This is a genomic window from Actinoallomurus liliacearum (assembly GCF_039542035.1).
GTDB classification, from domain to species: Bacteria; Actinomycetota; Actinomycetes; order Streptosporangiales; family Streptosporangiaceae; genus Actinoallomurus; species Actinoallomurus liliacearum.
Genome location: NZ_BAABHJ010000001.1, coordinates 258,895 through 279,296, shown reverse-complemented (window position 1 = coordinate 279,296; position 20,402 = coordinate 258,895). Strand labels below are relative to the sequence as shown.

At 71.6% G+C, this 20,402-nt stretch carries 18 protein-coding genes; 10 read left to right on the top strand and 8 right to left on the bottom strand.

The window, feature by feature from the left end:
- Nucleotides 1-22: 22 nt before the first annotated feature.
- Nucleotides 23-526 (bottom strand): TlpA disulfide reductase family protein, encoded by a 504-nt coding sequence (locus tag ABD978_RS01305; RefSeq protein WP_345346798.1) that lies wholly within the window; start codon nucleotides 524-526, stop codon nucleotides 23-25.
- On the bottom strand, nucleotides 526-1,023 hold the full coding sequence (locus tag ABD978_RS01300) for a MauE/DoxX family redox-associated membrane protein (protein ID WP_345347434.1): 498 nt from the start codon (nucleotides 1,021-1,023) through the stop codon (nucleotides 526-528). Before ABD978_RS01300 ends, ABD978_RS01305 begins: the two co-directional genes overlap by 1 nt.
- A gap of 414 nt (nucleotides 1,024-1,437) precedes the next feature.
- Here ABD978_RS01300 and ABD978_RS01295 point away from each other — a divergent pair, with 414 nt between their 5' ends.
- From ABD978_RS01295 to ABD978_RS01260, 8 genes are all read left to right on the top strand, one after another.
- Entirely contained in the window at nucleotides 1,438-2,094 is a 657-nt protein-coding gene (locus ABD978_RS01295; protein ID WP_345346795.1) for an HAD family hydrolase, read from the top strand.
- Nucleotides 2,095-2,332: 238 nt separating this feature from the next.
- Nucleotides 2,333-2,761 (top strand): hypothetical protein, encoded by a 429-nt coding sequence (locus ABD978_RS01290; RefSeq protein WP_345346792.1) that lies wholly within the window; start codon nucleotides 2,333-2,335, stop codon nucleotides 2,759-2,761.
- Between the two features lie 255 nt (nucleotides 2,762-3,016).
- Entirely contained in the window at nucleotides 3,017-4,015 is a 999-nt protein-coding gene (locus tag ABD978_RS01285; RefSeq protein ID WP_345346789.1) for an ABC transporter permease, read from the top strand.
- 46 nt (nucleotides 4,016-4,061) lie between these two features.
- Complete coding sequence (locus ABD978_RS01280) at nucleotides 4,062-5,810, top strand: ABC transporter substrate-binding protein (RefSeq protein WP_345346786.1); 1,749 nt, start codon at nucleotides 4,062-4,064, stop codon at nucleotides 5,808-5,810.
- 79 nt (nucleotides 5,811-5,889) lie between these two features.
- On the top strand, nucleotides 5,890-6,903 hold the full coding sequence (locus ABD978_RS01275) for an ABC transporter permease (RefSeq protein WP_345346783.1): 1,014 nt from the start codon (nucleotides 5,890-5,892) through the stop codon (nucleotides 6,901-6,903).
- Nucleotides 6,900-7,961 (top strand): ABC transporter ATP-binding protein, encoded by a 1,062-nt coding sequence (locus ABD978_RS01270; RefSeq protein ID WP_345346780.1) that lies wholly within the window; start codon nucleotides 6,900-6,902, stop codon nucleotides 7,959-7,961. Before ABD978_RS01275 ends, ABD978_RS01270 begins: the two co-directional genes overlap by 4 nt.
- Before the next feature lie 52 nt (nucleotides 7,962-8,013).
- The gene (locus tag ABD978_RS01265; RefSeq protein WP_425550656.1) at nucleotides 8,014-9,147 is read left to right on the top strand and encodes an ABC transporter ATP-binding protein; all 1,134 of its coding nucleotides are present in this window, start codon (nucleotides 8,014-8,016) and stop codon (nucleotides 9,145-9,147) included.
- Nucleotides 9,148-9,228: 81 nt separating this feature from the next.
- Entirely contained in the window at nucleotides 9,229-10,944 is a 1,716-nt protein-coding gene (locus ABD978_RS01260; RefSeq protein ID WP_345346774.1) for an ABC transporter substrate-binding protein, read from the top strand.
- Between the two features lie 43 nt (nucleotides 10,945-10,987).
- Here the strand turns inward: ABD978_RS01260 and ABD978_RS01255 are convergent, their stop codons facing one another.
- The 6 genes from ABD978_RS01255 to ABD978_RS01230 form a co-directional block, all read right to left on the bottom strand.
- The gene (locus ABD978_RS01255; protein WP_345346771.1) at nucleotides 10,988-13,489 is read right to left on the bottom strand and encodes an ABC transporter permease; all 2,502 of its coding nucleotides are present in this window, start codon (nucleotides 13,487-13,489) and stop codon (nucleotides 10,988-10,990) included.
- On the bottom strand, nucleotides 13,489-14,259 hold the full coding sequence (locus tag ABD978_RS01250; RefSeq protein WP_345346768.1) for an ABC transporter ATP-binding protein: 771 nt from the start codon (nucleotides 14,257-14,259) through the stop codon (nucleotides 13,489-13,491). The genes ABD978_RS01255 and ABD978_RS01250 overlap by 1 nt, the downstream gene beginning before the upstream one ends.
- Before the next feature lie 210 nt (nucleotides 14,260-14,469).
- Nucleotides 14,470-15,147: a response regulator gene (locus tag ABD978_RS01245; protein ID WP_345346765.1), complete on the bottom strand. Its 678-nt coding sequence runs from the start codon at nucleotides 15,145-15,147 to the stop codon at nucleotides 14,470-14,472.
- On the bottom strand, nucleotides 15,148-16,329 hold the full coding sequence (locus ABD978_RS01240; RefSeq protein ID WP_345346762.1) for a sensor histidine kinase: 1,182 nt from the start codon (nucleotides 16,327-16,329) through the stop codon (nucleotides 15,148-15,150).
- Between the two features lie 195 nt (nucleotides 16,330-16,524).
- Nucleotides 16,525-17,154: an exonuclease gene (locus tag ABD978_RS01235; RefSeq protein WP_345346759.1), complete on the bottom strand. Its 630-nt coding sequence runs from the start codon at nucleotides 17,152-17,154 to the stop codon at nucleotides 16,525-16,527.
- Between the two features lie 73 nt (nucleotides 17,155-17,227).
- Nucleotides 17,228-18,127: a RecB family exonuclease gene (locus tag ABD978_RS01230; RefSeq protein WP_345346756.1), complete on the bottom strand. Its 900-nt coding sequence runs from the start codon at nucleotides 18,125-18,127 to the stop codon at nucleotides 17,228-17,230.
- Between the two features lie 121 nt (nucleotides 18,128-18,248).
- Here ABD978_RS01230 and ABD978_RS01225 point away from each other — a divergent pair, with 121 nt between their 5' ends.
- Both ABD978_RS01225 and ABD978_RS01220 read left to right on the top strand, forming a co-directional pair.
- Nucleotides 18,249-19,379, top strand: coding sequence for a site-2 protease family protein (locus tag ABD978_RS01225; RefSeq protein WP_345346753.1), 1,131 nt, complete (start codon nucleotides 18,249-18,251; stop codon nucleotides 19,377-19,379).
- Between the two features lie 9 nt (nucleotides 19,380-19,388).
- Nucleotides 19,389-20,321, top strand: a complete 933-nt coding sequence (locus ABD978_RS01220; protein ID WP_345346750.1) for a tRNA (adenine-N1)-methyltransferase — start codon at nucleotides 19,389-19,391, stop codon at nucleotides 20,319-20,321.
- Nucleotides 20,322-20,402 lie beyond the last annotated feature (81 nt).

Genomic DNA, 20,402 nt, shown 5'->3' with positions numbered 1-20,402 from the left:
CCCCGGCCCGCGTTCGACGTCCTCATACCGGGATTTCGATGGGCAGGTCCTCCAGGCGTCCACCCGCGGCCACCACCCGCTGTCCCCCGTCGATGAGGTACAGCGCCGGCGTCCAGGTGTTCTGGAAGGCGCCGCTCACGACGCCGTCGTAGTCCTCGACGACGACGCGGGCCGCCGGCGACAGGACCGCGACCAGTTCGGGGTCCTCACCGGTGACCACCGCGAGCCGGGGGAGTCCCGTCGAGAGCGCCGCGAAGCGCGGAGCCAGGTCGTGGCACGGCTCGCAGCCCGCGGAGAAGAAGCCGACCAGCCCGATGAGGTCCGCGCGGGAGAGCGGCTCGCCGTCGACGGTCGTGGTGGCGAAGTCACCGACCTCCGAGCCGGGTTTCAGCGCCATCGGCGGCCCGGCGTGCCGCGGCTGCGCCGCGCCCTGCTCCCGGAGCCGGCGGATCAGGCCGAGCGTGAGGAGAAGGTTCAGCACGCACAGCAGGCCGACGAGGACGACGGCGGCGGCAAGGTAGGGCATCAGGGATTCCTCACGAACAGATCGACGATGTCGTCGAGAAAGACGATCAGCACCGCTCCGACCAGCCCGGCCGCCGCGGCGACCGCGATCCCGGCCGCGGGCGGCAGGCCGCCGGGGGACAGGCCGCCGAGCACGGCGCAGGAGAACAGCAATCCGTTACGGACGAGATGGCGGGGTCCGAGCGGAGCGGTGGAGGGGCCGAAGCAGCGACAGGTCGCACGGCGTCCACGCCGTATCGCGGCCGCGATGGCCGCGGTGAAGGCGGCCAGCAGCACGGCGGCCAGACCGAAGCCGTACGACGTGGTGGGCGGCGCGACCAGCAATGGCGGCACCAGCGCCTCGAGCGCGGTCGTGACGACCGCCAGGAGCCGGGCGCGGCCGGGCCACGCCGGCACCAGCGAGGGCACGGACCTGGCGAAGCCGTCGAAGTCGCGGAGCTTGGAGACGGCCGACACGGCGAAGACCAGCCCGATCAGGCAGGCGGTGCCGATCCGCATGAGTTCCACGCGCGCTCCTCACAGCACACCCGTCGCGGGCGGGGACGTCGCGTCCCCGCCCGCGAGGGACCTCACGGAGATCCGCAGGCACCGACGACGGACGAGTGGCACCCCTCGTCGAGGCAGCACAAACGGAGGTAGTACAAGCCGCCGGAACAGTAGTAGGACCTGCTGCAGCCGGCGGACGCGGTGGCCTTCGGAGCCACGCGAGCCAGCAAACGATCGATGAGACGCGTCATGGGTCTCCTCTCCCGGCCGTGACGGCCGTGCCCGGCAGTTAGACCATGATCATCGGACCGACCGGATTATGGCACAAGGCCTGGCCCGCAACTCCGGTAAAATGACCAACTCTTCCCAGGTGCTCCTGCTGTCGGCGGTTGTTCGGTGCCCCGTTTCCGCGCGGGATGTGAGGAGATGGTGCGCGTGCTGCAGGCGGTCCTGTTCGACATGGACGGGCTGCTGCTCGACTCCGAGCGGCTCTGGCTGGAGGCCGAGGCCGAGGTGATGGCCTGGCTCGGCGGCTCGTGGGGGCCGGAGCACCAGGAGTTCCTGGTCGGCGGCTCGCTCGACCGCACGGTCGCCTACATGCTCGACCTGACCGGCGCGCCCGCCGCCCCCGAAGAGGTCGGCGGCAGGCTGCTCGACGCGATGGGCCGGCGGTTGCGGGCCGACGTCCCGATGATGCCGGGCGCCCGCGACCTGCTCGACGAGGTCCGCGGCGCGGGCCTGCCGTCCGCCCTGGTCTCCTCCACCCACCGGGCGCTGATGGAGCACGCCCTCGACGGGATCGGGCGCGACAGTTTCACCGTGACCGTGGCCGGGGACGAGGTGAGCCGCACGAAGCCGCACCCGGAGCCGTACCTGGCGGCGACCCGCCTGCTCGACGTCGACCCACGTCGCTGCGTCGCCCTTGAGGACTCGCTCAACGGCGCGACCAGCGGCGCCGCCGCGGGCTGTCACGTCGTCGCCGTGCCCAGCGTGGTGCCGATCGAAGAGGCCCCGCGCCGCACGGTCGTCGCCTCCCTGCGCGAGATCGACCTGGACCGCCTGCGCGCCCTGATCCACCCCTGACCGCCTGAGCCTTCCGGCCCGGCCCTGACCGCCTGCGCGCCCTGGTCCGACCCTGACCGTCCCCTGACGTCATGCCCGGGGAGTACCCGGAACGGTCCCGGAGGAGGAGCGCCGAACGCGTCATGACGTGTCAGGATGGAGACGTCATGAAAAAGGCCGGAACGAACCGGCCGGTCCGGCGGCGTCCGTCCGCGCCGGGCGGGCCGGCGGACCGGCCGGGTCGCTGGTGAGGTGTGCGATGAGCGATGTCCTTCTGTTCACGATCAGCCTGGCGGCGACCGTGCTGGGTCTGCTGGGCAGCTGGGCGGCCTACCGCAGGCGCGGCGCCGCGTCCGGCATGCGGGGCGCCGCCTGGTCCATGGTGCCGATGGGCGCCTACCTGACCGGCCTCACCAAGTTCCTGTCGGACCTGGTCTTCAGCCCGGTCAAGTGGGCCGGTGTCGCCCTGTTCGGTCTGGGCGCCCTGCTGTACGTCGCCTCCGGCGTCATGCTGCGGAAGGCTCCGGCCGCGGACGGCGGGTCCGGCCGGAAGAACGCGCCGAAGAGCGCGCCCAAGGGCGCGGCGGCCAAGGGCGAGCTGCAGAGCCGCCGGCCGACCGCCGGACCGGCCGTCGACCCGGACCTGGCGGAGATCGAACAGATCCTGAAAAACCGTGGTATCAGTTGATGACCTGCGAAGATACCGACAGAGGATAACGCTCCGCATTCGCGGTATCGCGTTGCCGTGACGCACGTCTGCCCTTGATGACGACCGGATCACAATCGAGACACGGGTACTAGCGCCAGCCTGCTCACGGGCGTGAGAGTCATCCCGGAGGGGATACGGTTCCCTCTCCGACGGGCCGGAACCAGAGGAATCCGCAGGTGGACTCCTCGGTGGCCCGCGGATGAACAACGCGGCCGAATGTGGGAGGTACCTGTCGTGACCGCACCGATCGAGGTCACCGGGTCGGAGCTCGAGGCCAGGCCCGACGCCGTCCTCGGCGGCGCGCGGAAGATCGAGGGACGCTCCCTCGGTCAGATCGCGCTCATGCGCCTGCGGCGCGACAAGCTCGCGATGGGCGGCGGCATCGTGGTGCTCCTGCTGATCCTGGTGGCGATCTTCGCGCCCTTCCTGAGCGACTGGTTCGGGCACCCGCCGAGCGAGTTCCACCAGGACCTGATCGACCCGAACCTGCAGCGCCCGCTGCACGGCCCGTGGCACTCGGGGATCAGCGGGAAGTTCCCCCTCGGCATCGAGCCGACCAACGGCCGGGACATCTTCAGCCGCATCGTGTACGGCGCCCGGATCTCGCTGCTGATCGCCTTCCTGGCGACGCTGCTGTCCGTGGTGATCGGCACCGTCCTCGGCATGATTGCCGGCTACTTCGGCGGCTGGGTCGACACCCTGATCGCCCGGGCGATGGACGTCTTCCTGGCCTTCCCGATCCTGCTGTTCGCGATCGCGCTGGGCGGCGTCGTCCAGGGCAAGGCGTTCGGGCTCTCCGGCAACGGCCTTCGCATCGCCTTGCTGATCTTCATCATCGGCTTCTTCAACTGGGCCTACATCGGCCGGATCATCCGCGGTCAGACGCTCACACTGCGGGAGCGGGAGTTCGTCGACGCCGCGCGGGCGATGGGCGCGCGCGCTCCGTACATCCTCTTCCGCGAGCTCCTGCCGAACCTCGTCGCCCCCATCCTGGTCTACTCCACCCTGCTGATCCCGACGAACATCCTGTTCGAGGCGGCGCTGTCGTACCTGGGTGTTGGGGTCAGCGAGCCCACCCCGACCTGGGGCGGCATGCTCTCCCAGGCGGTCCCGATCTACTCGGTCGACCCCTGGTTCATGGTGGTGCCCGGTCTGGCGATCTTCGTGACGGTGCTCGCGTTCAACCTGTTCGGCGACGGCCTCCGCGACGCGCTCGACCCGCGGGCCCGCTGATCACCTGCCTTCTCCAAGAAACCCCCACAAGGAGGAACGTAGCCAAATGAGGAGATCAATCCCTCTCGTCGCGACAGGGCTCGCGGCGACCCTCGCCCTGGCCGCCTGCGGCGGCGGGAGCGGCGGTTCGGGCGGCACCAGCGGTGACGGCACGTTCAACGCCGCGCTGACCAAGCCCGTGAACGCGTCGACCAAGACCGGCGGCACCCTGCGCCTGGCCAACTCGGGTGACTGGGACAACGTCGACCCGGCCGACACGTACTACGCCTACTCGTGGGACTTCGCCCGTCTCTACGGCCGTACGCTGATGATGTTCAAGTCCGTGCCGGGCAAGGAGGGCACGGACCTGACCCCCGACCTCGCGCAGGGCCCGGGTCAGCACAGCGCGGACCTGAAGACCTGGACGTACAAGCTCAAGCCGGGCATCAAGTACGAGGACGGCACCCCGGTCCGGGCGCAGGACATCAAGTACGACGTCGAGCGGACGCTGGACAAGAAGGTCTTCCCGAACGGGCCGACCTACTTCAACGACTACCTCGACCTGCAGGGCTACACCTCGCCCTACGCCGACAAGACCCCCGGCAAGCTGGGGCTCAAGGCCGTCGAGACGCCGGACGACCAGACGATCATCTTCCACCTGAAGAAGCCGTTCGCCGCGTTCGACTACTTCGCGATGCTGCCCTCGACCATGCCGGTGCCGCCGGCCAAGGACACGGGCGCCAACTACAAGCAGCACGTCGTCGCCACCGGCCCGTACAAGTTCGAGAACTACACGCCGGGCAAGTCGATGACGCTGGTCCGCAACACCAACTGGGACCCCGCGACCGACCCGAACCGCAAGCAGCTGCCCGACCGGATCGAGGTGCAGCTCGGCATCAACGCCGACGACCTCGACAACCGTCTCATCAACGGGTCGCTGGACAGCGACGTCGTCGGCACCGGCGTGCAGGCGGCCGCCGCGGCCAAGATCCAGTCGCAGCCGCGGCTCAAGAAGAACGCCGACTCGGCGCCGACGGCCCGCCTCTGGTACACCGCCATCTCCGGCGACGTCGCGCCCTTCGACAACGTCCACTGCCGCCGCGCGGTGGAGTACGCGGCCGACAAGCAGGCCATGCAGACCGCCTTCGGCGGCCCGCTGTCCGGCGGTGACATCGCCACGCACCTGCTGATGCCGCTGATCCCCGGCAGCAAGGACATCAACCCCTACCCGTCCGGCGCGGGCAACCACGGCGACATCGCCAAGGCCAAGCAGGAACTGGCGGCCTGCGGCAAGCCCAACGGCTTCAAGACCGTCCTCACGGCCCGCACCGAGCGGACCAAGGAGGTCAACGGCGCGCTGGCCCTGCAGCAGAGCCTCGCCAAGGTCGGCATCCAGGCGGAGATCAAGAAGTTCCCGCAGGGCGACTACTTCAAGCTGTACGCCGGTAAGCCGGAGTACGTGAAGAAGAACGGCCTCGGCCTGATCATGATGGCGTGGGGCGCGGACTGGCCGGAGGGCTTCGGCTACCTCTCCCAGATCGTCGACAGCCGCGTCATCCGCGACGCCGGCAACACGAACCTCGGCGTCAAGGACCCCGAGGTCGACAAGCTGGTCGACAAGGCCGCGACGACCGCCGACGCGACCGCCCGCAACGACCTGTGGGCACAGGTCGACGCCAAGGTCATGGACGACGCGTACATCATGCCGTTCCTCGACGTGAAGGGCCTGCTGTACCGCCCGCCGGGCGTGAAGAACGTCTTCGTGAACCAGGGCCTCAACGGCCTGTACGACTACGCCCAGATGGGCGTGAAGTAACCTCCGCTCCCTAGAAGGCAGGTGAAGGCCGTCGGTGGCCGGCGGGCGACCCGCCCGCCGGCCACCGTGGCCGGGCACTGTGGTCACATTCCTCATCCGGCGTCTGATCGCCGCGATCGCGCTGCTCGTCATCGTCAGCATGGTGACCTTCGCGATCTTCTTCCTCGTCCCGAGGCTGACCGGGGCCACCACCGCGGACCTCGCATCGCGGTACGTCGGCAAGAGCGCCGGACCGCAGGCGATCCACGAGGTCGAGGTGCGGCTCGGGCTGAACAGGCCAGTGGCGATCCAGTACTGGAACTTCGTCAAGGGCATCATCATCGGCGCCCACTACGACTTCGGACCCTCGAAGGTCTACTGCGGGCCACCGTGCTTCGGCTACTCCTTCATCAACCAGACGCCGGTCTGGCCCGACCTGCTCGACCGGGCCCCGGTCACCCTCTCGCTCGCGGCCGGTGCGGCGATCATCTGGGTGCTGTTCGGTGTCGCGACGGGCGTCGTCTCCGCGCTGAAGCGGGGCACGGCCGTCGACCGCATCTCGATGGGCATCGCGCTGGCCGGCGTCTCACTGCCCATCTTCTTCACCGGCCTGGTGTCGCTGGCCATCTTCCGCGACAACCTCAACTGGTTCCCCAACGCCGGCACCTACGTCGGCCTGACCCAGAACCCGCTCCAGTGGGCGTCGGCGCTGGTCCTGCCCTGGGTCACCCTCGCCTTTCTCCAGGCGGCCCTGTACGCCCGGCTGACCCGGGCGGGCATGCTGGAGACGATGGGCGAGGACTACATCCGGACGGCACGCGCCAAGGGCCTGCCCGAACGCACCGTCGTCGTCCGGCACGCCCTGCGGTCCACGCTCACCCCGGTGCTCACGATCTTCGGTCTGGACCTGGGCATCCTGCTGGGCGGCGCGGTGCTCACCGAGAGCACCTTCTCCCTGCCGGGGCTGGGCAAGTTCGCCATCGACTCGATCAACAACAACGACCTTCCGCGCGTGCTCGGCGTGGTGATGATGGGCGCGTTCTTCATCGTGCTGTGCAACCTCGTCGTGGACATCCTGTACGCCGTGGTCGACCCGAGGGTGAGGCTGTCGTGACCGAGGACCAGACCGCGGGCCCGGCCGCCGGCACGGCGTCGCAGTCCTTCCTGGACGTCCGGGACCTGCGCATCCACTTCCCGACCGACGACGGGCTGGTCAAGTCCGTCGACGGACTGTCGTTCCAGCTCGACCGCGGCCGCACGCTCGGCATCGTCGGGGAGTCCGGCTCGGGCAAGAGCGTGACGAGCCTCGGCCTGCTCGGCCTGCACAACCGCCGCAACGCACGGGTCTCCGGCGAGATCTGGCTGGACGGCCAGGAGGTCATCGGCTCCTCACCGGAGCAGGTGCGCCGCCTGCGCGGCCGGAAGATGGCGATGATCTTCCAGGACCCGCTGTCGTCGATGCACCCGCTGTACACGGTCGGCGCGCAGATCATCGAGGCGTACCGGCTGCACAACGACGTCAGCAAGGAGGTCGCGCGCAAGCACGCGATCGACATGCTGGGCCGGGTCGGCATCCCGCAGCCGGACCGGCGGGTCGACGACTACCCGCACCAGTTCTCCGGCGGCATGCGGCAGCGCGCGATGATCGCCATGGCGCTGTCCTGCGACCCCGAACTGCTCATCGCCGACGAGCCCACCACGGCGCTCGACGTGACGGTGCAGGCGCAGATCCTCGACCTGATCCGTGACCTGCAGGAGGAGTTCAACTCCGCCGTCATCATGATCACCCACGACCTGGGCGTGGTCGCGGAGCTGTCCGACGACATCCTTGTGATGTACGGCGGCCGGTGTGTGGAGTACGGCTCGGCCGAGGACATCTTCCACCGGCCCGAGCACCCCTACACCTGGGGCCTGCTCGGCTCGATGCCGCGCCTGGACCGCGACCGGTCCGAGCGCCTCATGCCCATCAAGGGCTCCCCGCCCAGCCTCATCAACGTCCCGGTCGGCTGCGCGTTCAGCCCCCGCTGCGGGTACTCGGAGCTCAACGAGGGCCGCAGCGAGACCGAGCGGCCGGAACTCCGCGAGGTCGCGCCCGGCCACCGTGTCGCCTGCCACCTGGGCAGGGAGGACCGGCGCCGCATCTGGAACGAAGAGATCAAGCCGAAGCTGTGATCGAGGAGATCGTGGGGCACGGGCACGCCGCGCCGGCGCGTACCGTCGTCGAATGGCACCGGCCGAAGAGCCGGATCGAACTGGAGAAACAGTGACTACACCCGACAGCGAGGTCGTGGCGGACCAGCGGCCGGCCGGTGACGGCGACGCGCTGCTGGAGGTCCGCGGGCTCCGCAAGCACTTCCCGGTCACCCGCGGCGCGATCGTCAAGCGCCAGGTGGGCGCGGTCAAGGCGGTCGACGGGGTCGACTTCGCGGTGCGCGCGGGCGAGACGCTCGGCCTCGTCGGCGAGTCCGGCTGCGGCAAGACCACCACCGGCCGGATGATCACTCGGCTGCTGGAGCCGTCGGACGGGCAGATCATCTTCCAGGGCCAGGACATCACCCACGTGTCCCAGGGCAGCATGCGGCCGCTGCGGCGCGACCTCCAGATGATCTTCCAGGACCCGTACTCCTCGCTGAACCCCCGCAAGACCGTCGGGTCGATCATCGGGGCGCCGTTCCGGCTGCAGGGCATCGCGACCGAGAGCGGCGTCAAGCGGGCCGTGCAGGACCTGCTCGAGGTCGTCGGGCTCAACCCCGAGCACTACAACCGCTACCCGCACGAGTTCTCCGGCGGGCAGCGCCAGCGCATCGGCATCGCCCGCACCCTCGCGCTGCGGCCCAAGCTGATCGTCGCGGACGAGCCGGTCTCCGCGCTGGACGTGTCGATCCAGGCCCAGGTCGTCAACCTCCTCGAGGACCTGCAGGAGGAGTTCAACCTCACCTACGTCGTCATCGCCCACGACCTGTCGGTGGTGCGCCACATCTCCGACCGCGTCGGCGTGATGTACCTCGGCAAGCTGGTCGAGCTGGCCGACAGCACGGCGCTGTACAAGAGCCCGATGCACCCCTACACCGTGGCGCTGATGTCGGCGGTTCCGATCCCCGACCCGACCAAGCGCAAGGGCCGCGAGCGCGTCCGGCTGCAGGGCGACGTCCCCAGCCCGCTGAACCCGCCGCCGGCCTGCCGCTTCCACACCCGCTGCTGGAAGGCCCAGGAGATCTGCGGCAAGATCGAGCCGCCGCTGGTCGAGGTGCTTCCGGGTCACCGCGTCGCCTGCCACTTCCCGGAGAACGCCCCCGAGGGCGCCGGCGCCAAGGTGACCAAGGCGGCCGAGACGGTCGAGGAGGCCCGTGACGCCTGACCGCGGGCCGGCCGGATCCGAGTGGCGGAGATCTCATGCGGTGTTTTGCCGGAATGATGCACTGACTGCAATAATTTACCGGTGAGAGGTAGATTCGCGGCCTGCGCCGTCCTTCTCGTGCTCGGTACCACCGCCTGCGGCGGGGGTCGGACCACGGTGCGCCTCGACACGTCGTTCGACCAGGCGTCGTCCCGTGTCGTGTACCCGTCCACCGTGCGCGGGGGCACCCTGCGCCTGGCCGTCACGGACGCCCCGGTCTCCCTCGACCCCGGCGACGTCGGCCTGGCCTACGAGGCCGACCTCGCCCGCCTGTACGCGCGCTCCCTCCTCACCTACGCCGCGGCGCCCGGATCGGCCGGGCTGCGGCTCGTCCCCGACCTGGCGGAGTCGCTCGGCCGGCCCAGCGACGGTGGCCGGACCTGGACGTACAAGCTGCGCCCCGGGATCACGTACGAGGACGGCACCCCGGTCCATGCCCGTGACGTCAAGTACGCGGTCGCGCGCAGCTCCTACACCGCCCAGCTCACCCACGGGCCGCGCGACCTGCGCGATGCCCTCGCCGGCAAGTACTGGGGCCCCTACCTCGACCGGGACCTCGACCACTTCACCGGCGTGACCACGCCCGACGACCGCACGGTCGTGTTCCACCTGAAGAGGCCCGACTACGACTTCGACCAGCTCGCGGCCGGCCCGCAGACCGCCCCCGTGCCGCGGGCGAAGGACACCCGGACCGACTACGAGAAGCACCCGATGTCGACCGGGCCGTACCAGTTCGCCCGGCACGACGTCGGTAAGGGCTTCACGCTGGTGCGCAACCCGCACTGGCACGACGATCCGAACCGCGCGGCGCTGCCCGACCGCATCGAGGTGACCGAGAAGGTCGCCGCCGCGGACCTCGACGCGAGGCTGGGCTCGGGGGCCCTGGACGCCGATTTGGCCGGCGCCGGCGTCCAGCCCGCCACCCGGACCACGATCCTCGGCGCGCCCGCCGCGAAGGCCCGGGCCGACGACCCGACAACCGGGCTCGTGCACTACGCCGCGCTGTCCACGCGTGTCCGGCCGTTCGACAACCTCCACTGCCGGCGCGCCGTCCAGTACGCCGTCGACCGCACGGCGGTCCAGCGCGCCTACGGCGGCCCCACCGCGGGCGTGCCGGCCACCGGCGTCCTGCCGCCCACGGTCACCGGGTACCAGGCCGCCGACCCGTACCCGCACGACGTCGCGCGGGCACGGCAGGAGCTCGCGGCGTGCGGCCACTCGAGCGGGTTCACCACGGCCCTCGCCGTGCGCGGGGACCGGCCGGGCGACGTCGCCGCCGCCCAGGCCCTGCGCCAGGCGCTCGGGCAGATCGGCATCGACGCGCGGGTGACCACCCTGTCGGCGTTCCAGTGGGGCAGCACGGCCGGTTCGCCCGCGTACGCGCACCGGCACGGCCTGGGCGTACTGATCGACTCCTGGGCCGCGAACCGGCCCACCGGGTACGCCTTCCTGCGGCCCCTCACCGGTGCCGTCGCGAAGGTCAACAACCCGAACCTGATGGAGCTGCGGGACGCGCGGGTGAACCGGTTCCTCGCCCTGGGAGCGCGGACCCCCGACGCGACGCGCCGCGCGCAGCGGTGGACCGAGGCCGACCGTGCCGTCATGGCGACAGGCGCCTTCGTTCCGCTCCTGACCGAGAAGACCGTGCTGTACCGGCCGCCCGCGCTCGCGAACGCCTACGTCCACCCCGTCTACGGGATGTACGACTACGCCGCGCTCGGCCTCCGGACCAAGGCCCGGACGTCGGCGTCCCGCTGACCGGCCGGGCCGCCCGGCCGGTCAGCGGGACGGTGGCGCCGGCCTACTCGAAGGCGATGGCCTTGAGCACGTCCATGCGGGAGGCGCGCCAGGCCGGCCACAGCGCCGCCAGGACGCCGATGACCGCGGCCAGTACGAGGTAGCCGATCAGGGTGGCGACCGGCACGCTCAGGACGTTCAGGCCCTGGCCGCTGAGCGCCCGCTGAAAGCCGATCCCGGCGACCACGCCGATGGCGATGCCGAGCACCGCGCCGAACGCCGCGATCAGCACCGACTCCAGCCGGATCATCCGCCGCGTCTGCCGGCGGCTCGTGCCGATCGCCCGGAGCAGCCCGATCTCCCGCGTCCGCTCGATCACCGACAGCGCGAGCGTGTTGATGATCCCCAGCGCGGCGATGACGATCGACAGGGCCAGCAGCGCGGTCAGCAGCAGCACGAACTGGTCGACGCCCTGCTGGACGCTCTTCTTCACGTCCGACCGGTCCTGCACCCTGAGGCCGGGATAGGCGCTCAGCGCCTGCTCGACGGCCTTCTTCGTGGCGGTGTCGGCCTTGGTGACGTTGACCATCAGGGCGACGCCCGTGGGATGGTCCGTGTGCGCCAGGTAGGCCGGCAGCGCCAGCACTCGGGACCCGACCAGGGGGTTCCTGGCGTAGATCCCGGCGACCCGCACCGACGCGGTGCTGCCGTCGGGGAAACGGACGCCGACCGTCGACCCCACCCGCAGCCGGTCCGAGGTCGCGGTCGGCCGGTCGACCAGGAGGCCGTCCCGGCCCAGGTCCGTCGAACCCGACACCAGCGACAGCCGGGCGGCCCGCTCCAGGTCGGCGGGGCGTTCGGTGGCCACGAACGACCTCGTCCCGCCGCCCGCCGCGAACCGGCCGGAGTACAGGGCCGTGACCTGCTCGACCCCCGGCGCGGCCCGCACCGCCCGCGCCGGCTCCGCCGGGCTGAAGATCCGTTCCGCCGCGGTGACCATGTAGTCGGCGGCGAAGGTCCGGTCGACCTGCCGGGAGATCGACGCCTTCGCCGACGCGCTCATCACGTTGATCCCGCTGACGAGGGCCAGCCCGATCATCAACGCGGACGCGGTGGCCGCCGTACGGCGCGGGTTGCGCAGGGCGTTCTGCGTCGCCAGGCGTCCCGGCGTCCGGAACAGCCGCGGGTAGGCGACGCCGAGCGCCCGCACGACCGGACGGGCGAGCACCGGCGCGAGCATCGCCACGCCCAGGAACACCAGGGCGAGGCCCACGCCCAGCAGCGCCGCGCCGGAGCCGCCGAGTCCGAGCCCGCCCAGGACCGCCCCCGCGGCGGTCACCAGCGATCCGGCCACGACCCGGATCCGCAGCGACCGCTGCGGCATCGCGACGTCGTCGCGCATCGCGGCGACCGGCGGGATCCTCGCCGCCCGGCGGGCGGGGAAGTAGGCGGCCACGACCGTGACGACCATGCCGACGACGTACGACCACAGGACCGGCTTGTAGGTGAACGCCAGCCCGCCGCCCAGGTCGGCGCCGAGCGCGTTGAACAGCGTCCGCAGCAGCACCGCCAGGCCCACGCCGGCGCCCAGCCCCACGGTCGAGCCGACGAGGCCGACGCCGACCGCCTCGCCGAGCACGGCGCGGGTGACCTGCCGGCGTGAGGCGCCGACCGCGCGCAGCAGCGCCAGTTCCCGGGACCGCTGGGCGACCAGCATCGAGAACGTGTTGAAGATGATGAACGCGCCGACGAAGATCGAGATGACCGCGAAGATCAGCAGGGCCGTCCGGATGAACGACATGATGGTCGCGACCTGACTCTTGTTCTCCTCGCGCAGCTTCGTACCCGTGATCGCCTCGTAGCCCGGCGACGAGAGCGCCCGCTGGATCCGGTCGCGCAGCGCCGTCTCCGAGACGCCCTTCCGCGCCGCGACCGTGATGTCACTGAACCGGCCGGGTCGCAGCAGCAGCCGCTGCGCGGTGCCCTGGTCGAAGGCCGTGACGGTCGCGCCCATGAGACTGCCGGAGTCGACGATCCCCACGACCGTCACCGGCTGGGTCGGCCCCTGGACGACGACACGGGCCCGGTCCCCGACCTTCAGACCGGCCTTCTCCGCCGTCTGCCGGTCGATGGCGACCTCGCCCGCGCCGGCCGGGCCGCGCCCGGCCGTGATGGGAAGGTTCCGGTCGCCGGGGTCCCAGTCGACGCCCAGCTGCGGCGGTCCGGAACCACCGACCACCTTGCCGTCCTTGCCGACGACCGCGGCGAAGCCGGTCACCCCACCGTGCGCCCGCGCCACACCGGGCACCCGGCCGACCGTCGCGACCAGGGACGAGGGCAGCGTCGGCGCCGCCGCGCCGTCATCGGACTCGACGACCTTCTTCGGGCGGACCTCCACCGCGACGCCCTTGCCGGTCCGGGAGAACAGCCGGTCGAACTGCCGGCCCATCGTGTCGGTGAACACCAGCGTGCCGGCGACGAACGCCACACCCAGCACCACGGCGAACGCCGTCAGCGCCAGGCGTATCTTGTGCGCCACGAGGTTGCGCACGGTGACCTTGAGCATCACCGGTAGCCGGCCCCCGGCAGCTCGAAGCCCTTCATGCGCTCCAGCACCTTCTCGGCCGTGGGATCCTGCATCCGGTCCACCAGCCGTCCGTCGGCCAGGAACAGCACGAGGTCCGCGTAGGCGGCCGCCACGGGGTCGTGCGTCACCATGACGACCGTCTGCCCCATCTCCCGCACGGAGTTCCGCAGGAACGCCAGGACCTCCGCCCCGGACCGGGAGTCCAGGTTGCCGGTCGGCTCGTCCGCGAAGATGATCTCCGGGCGGCTCGCCAGCGCGCGGGCGCACGCCACCCGTTGCTGCTGGCCGCCGGACAGCTCGCCCGGCCGGTGGGACAACCGGTCGCGCAGCCCGATCGAGTCGACCACGGTGTCGAGCCACGCCTGGTCCGGCCGCCGGCCGGCGATGTCCAGCGGCAGCGTGATGTTCTCCAGCGCCGTCAGCGTCGGGACCAGGTTGAACGCCTGGAAGATGAAGCCGATCCGGTCCCGCCGCAACCGGGTGAGCCGCTTGTCGTCCAGCCGGGTCAGGTCCACGTCGCCGACGAAGACCCGCCCCGAGTCCACCGAGTCCAGCCCCGCCATGCAGTGCATGAGCGTCGACTTGCCCGAGCCCGACGGCCCCATGATCGCGGTGAACCGGCCGGCGGGCAGCTCCACCGACACCTCGTTCAGCGCGATGACCTTCACGTCACCCCGGCCGTACTCCTTGACGAGCCGGTCGGCGCGCGCGGCCGGTGCGACGGCGACCGGCCCCGGAGGCTCGGTCACGGGGGAGGGGATATCAGGCACGGAACAGTACTCCCTGCTCACATACGGTGCTTTGTCTCGCATGAGACTAAAACCCGGGGTGAGCGGTTTCGTCGGCCCAGCGGACGGAGGCCGGTTCCACCCGCAGACGGAGCGTCCGCGCCGTCTCCTCCTAGGGGAGGACGCCGCCCGGGGGGGTTTCCGGCAGATCCTGTGATCCGCCGGAAGGCCTCAGCTCTGGCCCGGCTGGGTGAGACCCGTCTCGTACGCGAAGACGACGGCCTGCACGCGGTCGCGCAGCCCGAGCTTGGCCAGGAGGTTGCCCACGTGCGTCTTCACGGTCGTCTCACTCACGACGAGCTCCGCCGCGATCTCCGCGTTGGACAGCCCGCGGGCGACGTGCCGCAGCACCTCCAGCTCCCGCTCGGTCAGCATCCGCAGCCCGCGCGGCGGCGCGGTCTCCCGCACGGCCGGCAGCCGCGTGGCGAACTTGTCCAGCAGCCGCCGCGTCACGCTCGGCGCGACGATCGCGTCGCCGTTCGCCACGATCCGGATCGCCGCCACCAGGTCCTCCGGCGGCGCGTCCTTCAGCAGGAACCCGCTGGCCCCCGCCCGCACCGCCTCGACGACGTACTCGTCCAGGTCGAACGTCGTCAGGATCAGCACCCGAGGATCGTGGGTCGCGGCACCCTCCCGGACGATCCGGCGCGTCGCCTCGATCCCGTCCACGCCCGGCATCCGGATGTCCATCAGGACCACCTCCGGCAGGAGCGTCCGCGTGAGCTCCACGGCCTGGGCGCCGTCGCCGGCCTCGCCCACCACCGCGATGTCCGGCTCACCCTCCAGGATGAGCCGGAAGCCGGTGCGCAGCAGCGGCTGATCGTCGACGAGGAGCACCCTGATCGTCACCTAGACCTCCAACGGGAAACGGGCGCGGACTTCGAACCCACCACCGGAACGCGGCCCGATCCGCAGATCGCCACCATAGAGGGCGACACGCTCACGCATGCCCACCAGCCCATGCCCACGGCTGCCGTTCTGGCCGAGCCCGGCCGCCAACCCCCGGCCGTCATCCTCGACCTCCACCATGAGCTGCCGGTCCGTGTAGTGGATCCGCACCCAGGCACGCGCCTGCGGACCCGCGTGCTTCAGCGTATTGGTCAGCGCCTCCTGGATCAGCCGGAACGCCGCCAGGTCCACGCCCGGCGACAGCGACCGGCTCTCACCCTCGATCCACAGCTGCACCTGCAGCCCCGTCTCCCGCAGGTGATCGACCAGCTCGCCCACGTCGCTCACCCCCGGCTGCGGGGACAGCTCACCGCGTACCGGCTCCGCCTCCGTCCGCAGCACCCCCACCAGCCGCCGCATCTCGCCCAGCGCCGTACGTCCCATCTGCTCGATGGTCGTCAGCGCGTCGCGTACCGCGTCCGGGTCGCGCTCCAGGATCCGCCGCGCCGCGCCGGCCTGAACGGTCATCACGCTGACGTGGTGGGCGACCACGTCGTGCAGCTCCCGCGCGATCCGCGACCGCTCCTCCGTACGCGCCGCCCGCGCGTCGGCCTCCCGCGCCCGCTCCAACCGCCGCGCCCGGGCCTCCAGCTCGTTCAGGTAGGCCCGGCGCAGCCGCAGGCTCCGCCCCAGCCACCAGACGCCCACGAACAGGATCGTGTTGCTCACCGCCGGCCAGAAATCGGCGCCCACACCGACCAGCAGCGCGATGAACACCAGCAGCGTCACCACGCCCACGGACAGGCTCGTCGCCAGCCCGCGATGCGCCGCGAGGGTGTACGTGGCGATCAGTACGGCCACGGCGGGCGCCGACATGTCATAGCCCATCGCCGTCAGCAGCACGCAGACACCGACCATGAACGCCAGCACCGAGACGGGCAGCCGCCGCCGCATCGTGAGCGACAGCAGGGCCACGCCGCTGAGGCCCACGCTGAAGACGTCCGGCCCCTTGGGAGCGCCGTCGTCTCCCTGTAGCACCATCGCGGTGATGAAGGTCACCGTCAGCAGCACGGACATCAGCGCATCCGTCGCGATCGGATGCGCCTCCAGCCACGCGCGGCGACCACGGATCAGCTCGGACACACCCACACGTTAGGGCGTGTGACCGTATGTGGTCCCCTCCTGCACGCGGATCCCTTCTCCTCCTCCGGGAGGAGGGCACCGCCCCGGGCGGCGGAGAGGCCCTCGGGCCGGGCGGCCGGGAGGTCATCGCCCCGGACGGCCGGGAGACCGTTGCTTCGGGTGGCCGGGAGGCCGTCGCCTCCGATGGCCGGGAGGTCATCGGGCGGGGGCGCCGTCCCACGCCATCAGGTTCTGCAACAGCTCGGCCTGCTCGACCGCGTCGTCCAGCGCGTGGTGCGTGTGCCGCCGGCGGGACAGCAGATGACGCGGCATCCGACCCTTCACCGACCGGGTCACCGTCTCCCCGGACCGGGCGGCGTACAGCGTCTTCAGGTCGAGGAAACGCGAGTGCCCGAACGGCGACCCCGTCTCGGCGAACCGTACGAAGTACCAGTACAGGAACATCCAGTCGAAGCCCAGCGGATACGCCGCGAACACCGGCTTGCCGCCCTCCGCGTGGCCGGCCGCCTGGACCCACCGGGCCGCCGCCGACATGGCCTCCGCCGGATCACGGCCCTCCCGCAGCAGCCGCTCGCGATCCAGGCCGCTGACCGCCAGCGCGGCCGCGTCGTACTCGTCACTGATCGGGCGCAGCTCGGCGTAGAACGTCGTGGCCTCCGGATCCCGACGCTCGAACGTCCGGCCGTCGTACGTCCCCGCCACCGTCAGCCCGAAACTGATCATGGAGTACGGCCCCGGGATCGGGCCGTCGGCCTCCACATCGGCCGAGATGTACACGTCCGGGGCGGTCCCGCCCGCCGACCGCGGCGTCTCGTTCCGGCTCATATCAGCCGATCATGCCGGTCGCCGGACGCCCGGTCACCTCATTTTCCCGCCGCCCACCGGGCGACGCCGGGCCTCACACGTCGTCGCGCGGATCCCGCGGCGAGACCTCGTCCCGCGGCGTCCCCGTCCCGCCGCCCACCACCGGCAGCGGCGGCGGCTCCCCGCCGAACGACGGACAGCGCTGCTGATGATCGCACCAGTCGCACAGCCGGCTCTTGCGCGGCCGCCACTCGCCGGAGTCCATCGCCCGGCGGATCGCCTGCCACAGCGCGTCGACCTTCCGCTCGGTCGCGCGCAGATCCGCCTCGTCGGGGGAGTAGCGCAGGACCTCGCCGTTGCCGAGGTACATCAGCTGCAGCAACCGGGGCACCGTGCCGTGCAACCGCCACAGCACCAGCGCGTAGAACTTCATCTGGAACAGCGCCCGCGCCTCGAAGTCCGCCCTGGGCGCCTTGCCCGTCTTGTAATCGACCACCCGGACCTCACCGGTCGGGGCGACGTCCAGCCGGTCGATGTAGCCGCGCAGCTGCAGGCCCGACTCCAGGACCGTCTCCACGTACAGCTCACGGTTCGCCGGCTCCAACCGCCGCGGGTCCTCCAGCACGAAGTAGCGCTCGACCATCGCCCGCGCCTCGGCCAGCCACTCCACGCGCGCCGCCTCGACGTCCGCGCCGTCGAAGAGGTCCGCCAGCTCCGGCTCCTCCGCCAGCAGCCGCTCCCACTCCGGCCCCAGCAGCTCCAGCGCCGCCGCCGGCGTGCGCTCCGCCGCCGGGATGTCGAACAACCGCTCCAGCACCGCGTGCACGAGCGTGCCGCGCACGGCCGCCGGACTCGGCCGCTCGGGGATCCGGTCGATCACCCGGAAGCGATACAGCAACGGGCACGTCATGAAATCGCCCGCCCGTGACGGGGACAACGTGCCGATCACGCTGGCACCGCCGGAGGACGCCGCGCCGGTCTCGATGGCCGTCATGACCGCAACCCTAGGGGGGACCGGCGACAGAATCGCGCCGGAACATGCCCGCCCGCCCTCGGGAGGATCGCGCCCGACGCCCTTAGGTCCCCTTGACAGCCGGACGCGTAGCATTCCCCCCGTGGCAGACAGCACCCCCCGCGACAGCGGTCCCTCCCGCCGCCCGGGCATCCTCATGGGACGGCCGTTCGGCATACCGGTGTACGTCTCGCCGACCTGGTTCATCGTCGCGATCATCATCACCGTGATGTTCGAGCCCACCGCGCTGCGCATCGTCGACCGGCCGCAGAGCTTCCTCGTCGCCTTCCTGTACGCGGTGCTGCTCTACGCGTCCGTGCTGGTCCACGAGCTCAGCCACTCCGTCGTCGCCCGCGGGTTCGGCCTGCCGGTACGCGCCATCACCCTGCACGTCCTCGGCGGCGTCTCCGAGATCGAGCGAGAGCCGCGCACCCCCGGCCGCGAGTTCGCCGTCGCGGCCGCCGGTCCCGCGCTGTCCCTCGCGCTCGCCGGCGGCGGCTACGCCGTCCTCCACCTCGCGAGCCTGCCACCGGTCGCCGAACTCCTCGTCGAGGCGCTCACCGTCGCCAACCTCCTCGTCGGCGTCTTCAACCTGCTGCCCGGCCTGCCCCTCGACGGCGGCCGCATCGTCCGCGCCGGCGTGTGGAAGCTCACCGGCCGCCAGCGCGCCGCCACCGTCACCGCCGGCTGGATCGGCCGCGCCGTCGCCATCGCCGTCCTCGCCCTCAGCGCCGCCATGTCCGTCACCGGCGACGACCGCTGGCTCACGGTCCTGTGGGGCGCCCTCGTGGCGTCGTTCATCTGGATGGGCGCCACCGAGGCCATCCGGGTCGCCGAGCTGCGCGAACGCATCCCGCTTCTGAACGCCCGCACCCTCGCCCGCCGCGCCGTGCGCGTCCCGCAGAACCTGCCCCTCGCCGAGGCCGTCCGCCGCGCCCGCGAGGCACGGGCGGGCGCCATCGTCGTCGTCGGGCACGAGGGCGACCCGCTCGGCATCGTCAGCGAGAGCGCCGTCAACGCCACCCCGGAGAACCGCCGTCCCTGGGTCGACACCGCAACCCTCACCCGCACCCTCGACGCCGGCCTCATCCTGCCCGCCGACCTCTCCGGCGAGGACCTCCTGGCCGCCATCCAGCGCACCCCCGCCACCGAGTACCTTCTGGTCGAGCCGACCGGGGAGATGTACGGCGTGCTCGCCGCCGAGGACGTCAGCCGGACCGTCGCGAGGCCGTAGCCTTAGAACATGACCGAACCCTCCACCGCCGGTTCCCGCATGCCCAAGGTCCCGCACGGGCCGTTCCGCCCCGGCGACCGGGTTCAGCTCACCGACCCCAAGGGCCGCATCAACACCGTCACCCTGCAGGCCGGCAAGGTCTACCACAGCCACAAGGGCTCCATCCCGCACGACGAGATCATCGGCAGCCCCGAAGGCAGCGTCTTCCGGTCCTCCGGCGGCACCGAGTACCTCGCCTTCCGCCCCCTCCTCGCCGACCACACCCTCCGCATGCCGCGCGGCGCCGCCGTCGTCTACCCCAAGGACGCCGCCCAGATCCTCGCCGCCGCCGACATCTTCCCCGGCGCGCGCGTCGTCGAGGCCGGCGCCGGGTCCGGCGCGCTCAGCTGCTGGCTCCTGCGCGCCGTCGGCGAGCACGGCGCCGTCTCCTCCTACGAGCGCCGCGAGGACTTCGCCGAGGTCGCCCGCGCCAACGTCGAGGGCTACTTCGGCGGCCCGCACCCCGCCTGGCGGCTGACCGTCGGCTCCCTCGAGGACGCCCTCACCGACACCGACGTCGACCGCGTCGTCCTCGACATGCTCGCCCCCTGGGAGTGCCTCGACGCCGTCGCCAAGGCCCTCGTCCCCGGCGGCATGGTCTGCGCCTACGTCGCCACCACCACCCAGCTGTCGCGCGTCGTCGAGGCGCTGCGCGAGCACGGCAACTTCGCCGAGCCGTACGCCTTCGAGACCCTGGTGCGCTCCTGGCACGTCGAAGGCCTCGCCGTCCGGCCCGACCACCGCATGGTCGGCCACACCGGCTTCCTCGCCACCGCCCGCCGGCTCGCCGACGGCGTGCGCCCCCCGGCGCGGCGCCGCCGCCCCGCCAAGGGCGCCCACGGCGAGACGGCCGAGACGACGCCCCGGGAACCGGCCGCCGAAGCCGATCTGTCCGGAGAGTGACGAGAATCTCTCCACCCCGCCCGGCCCTGTCCGGACGCCAGAACTTGCGCCGTCAAGCCCGGGCGGCGATCTTTTTGCCCA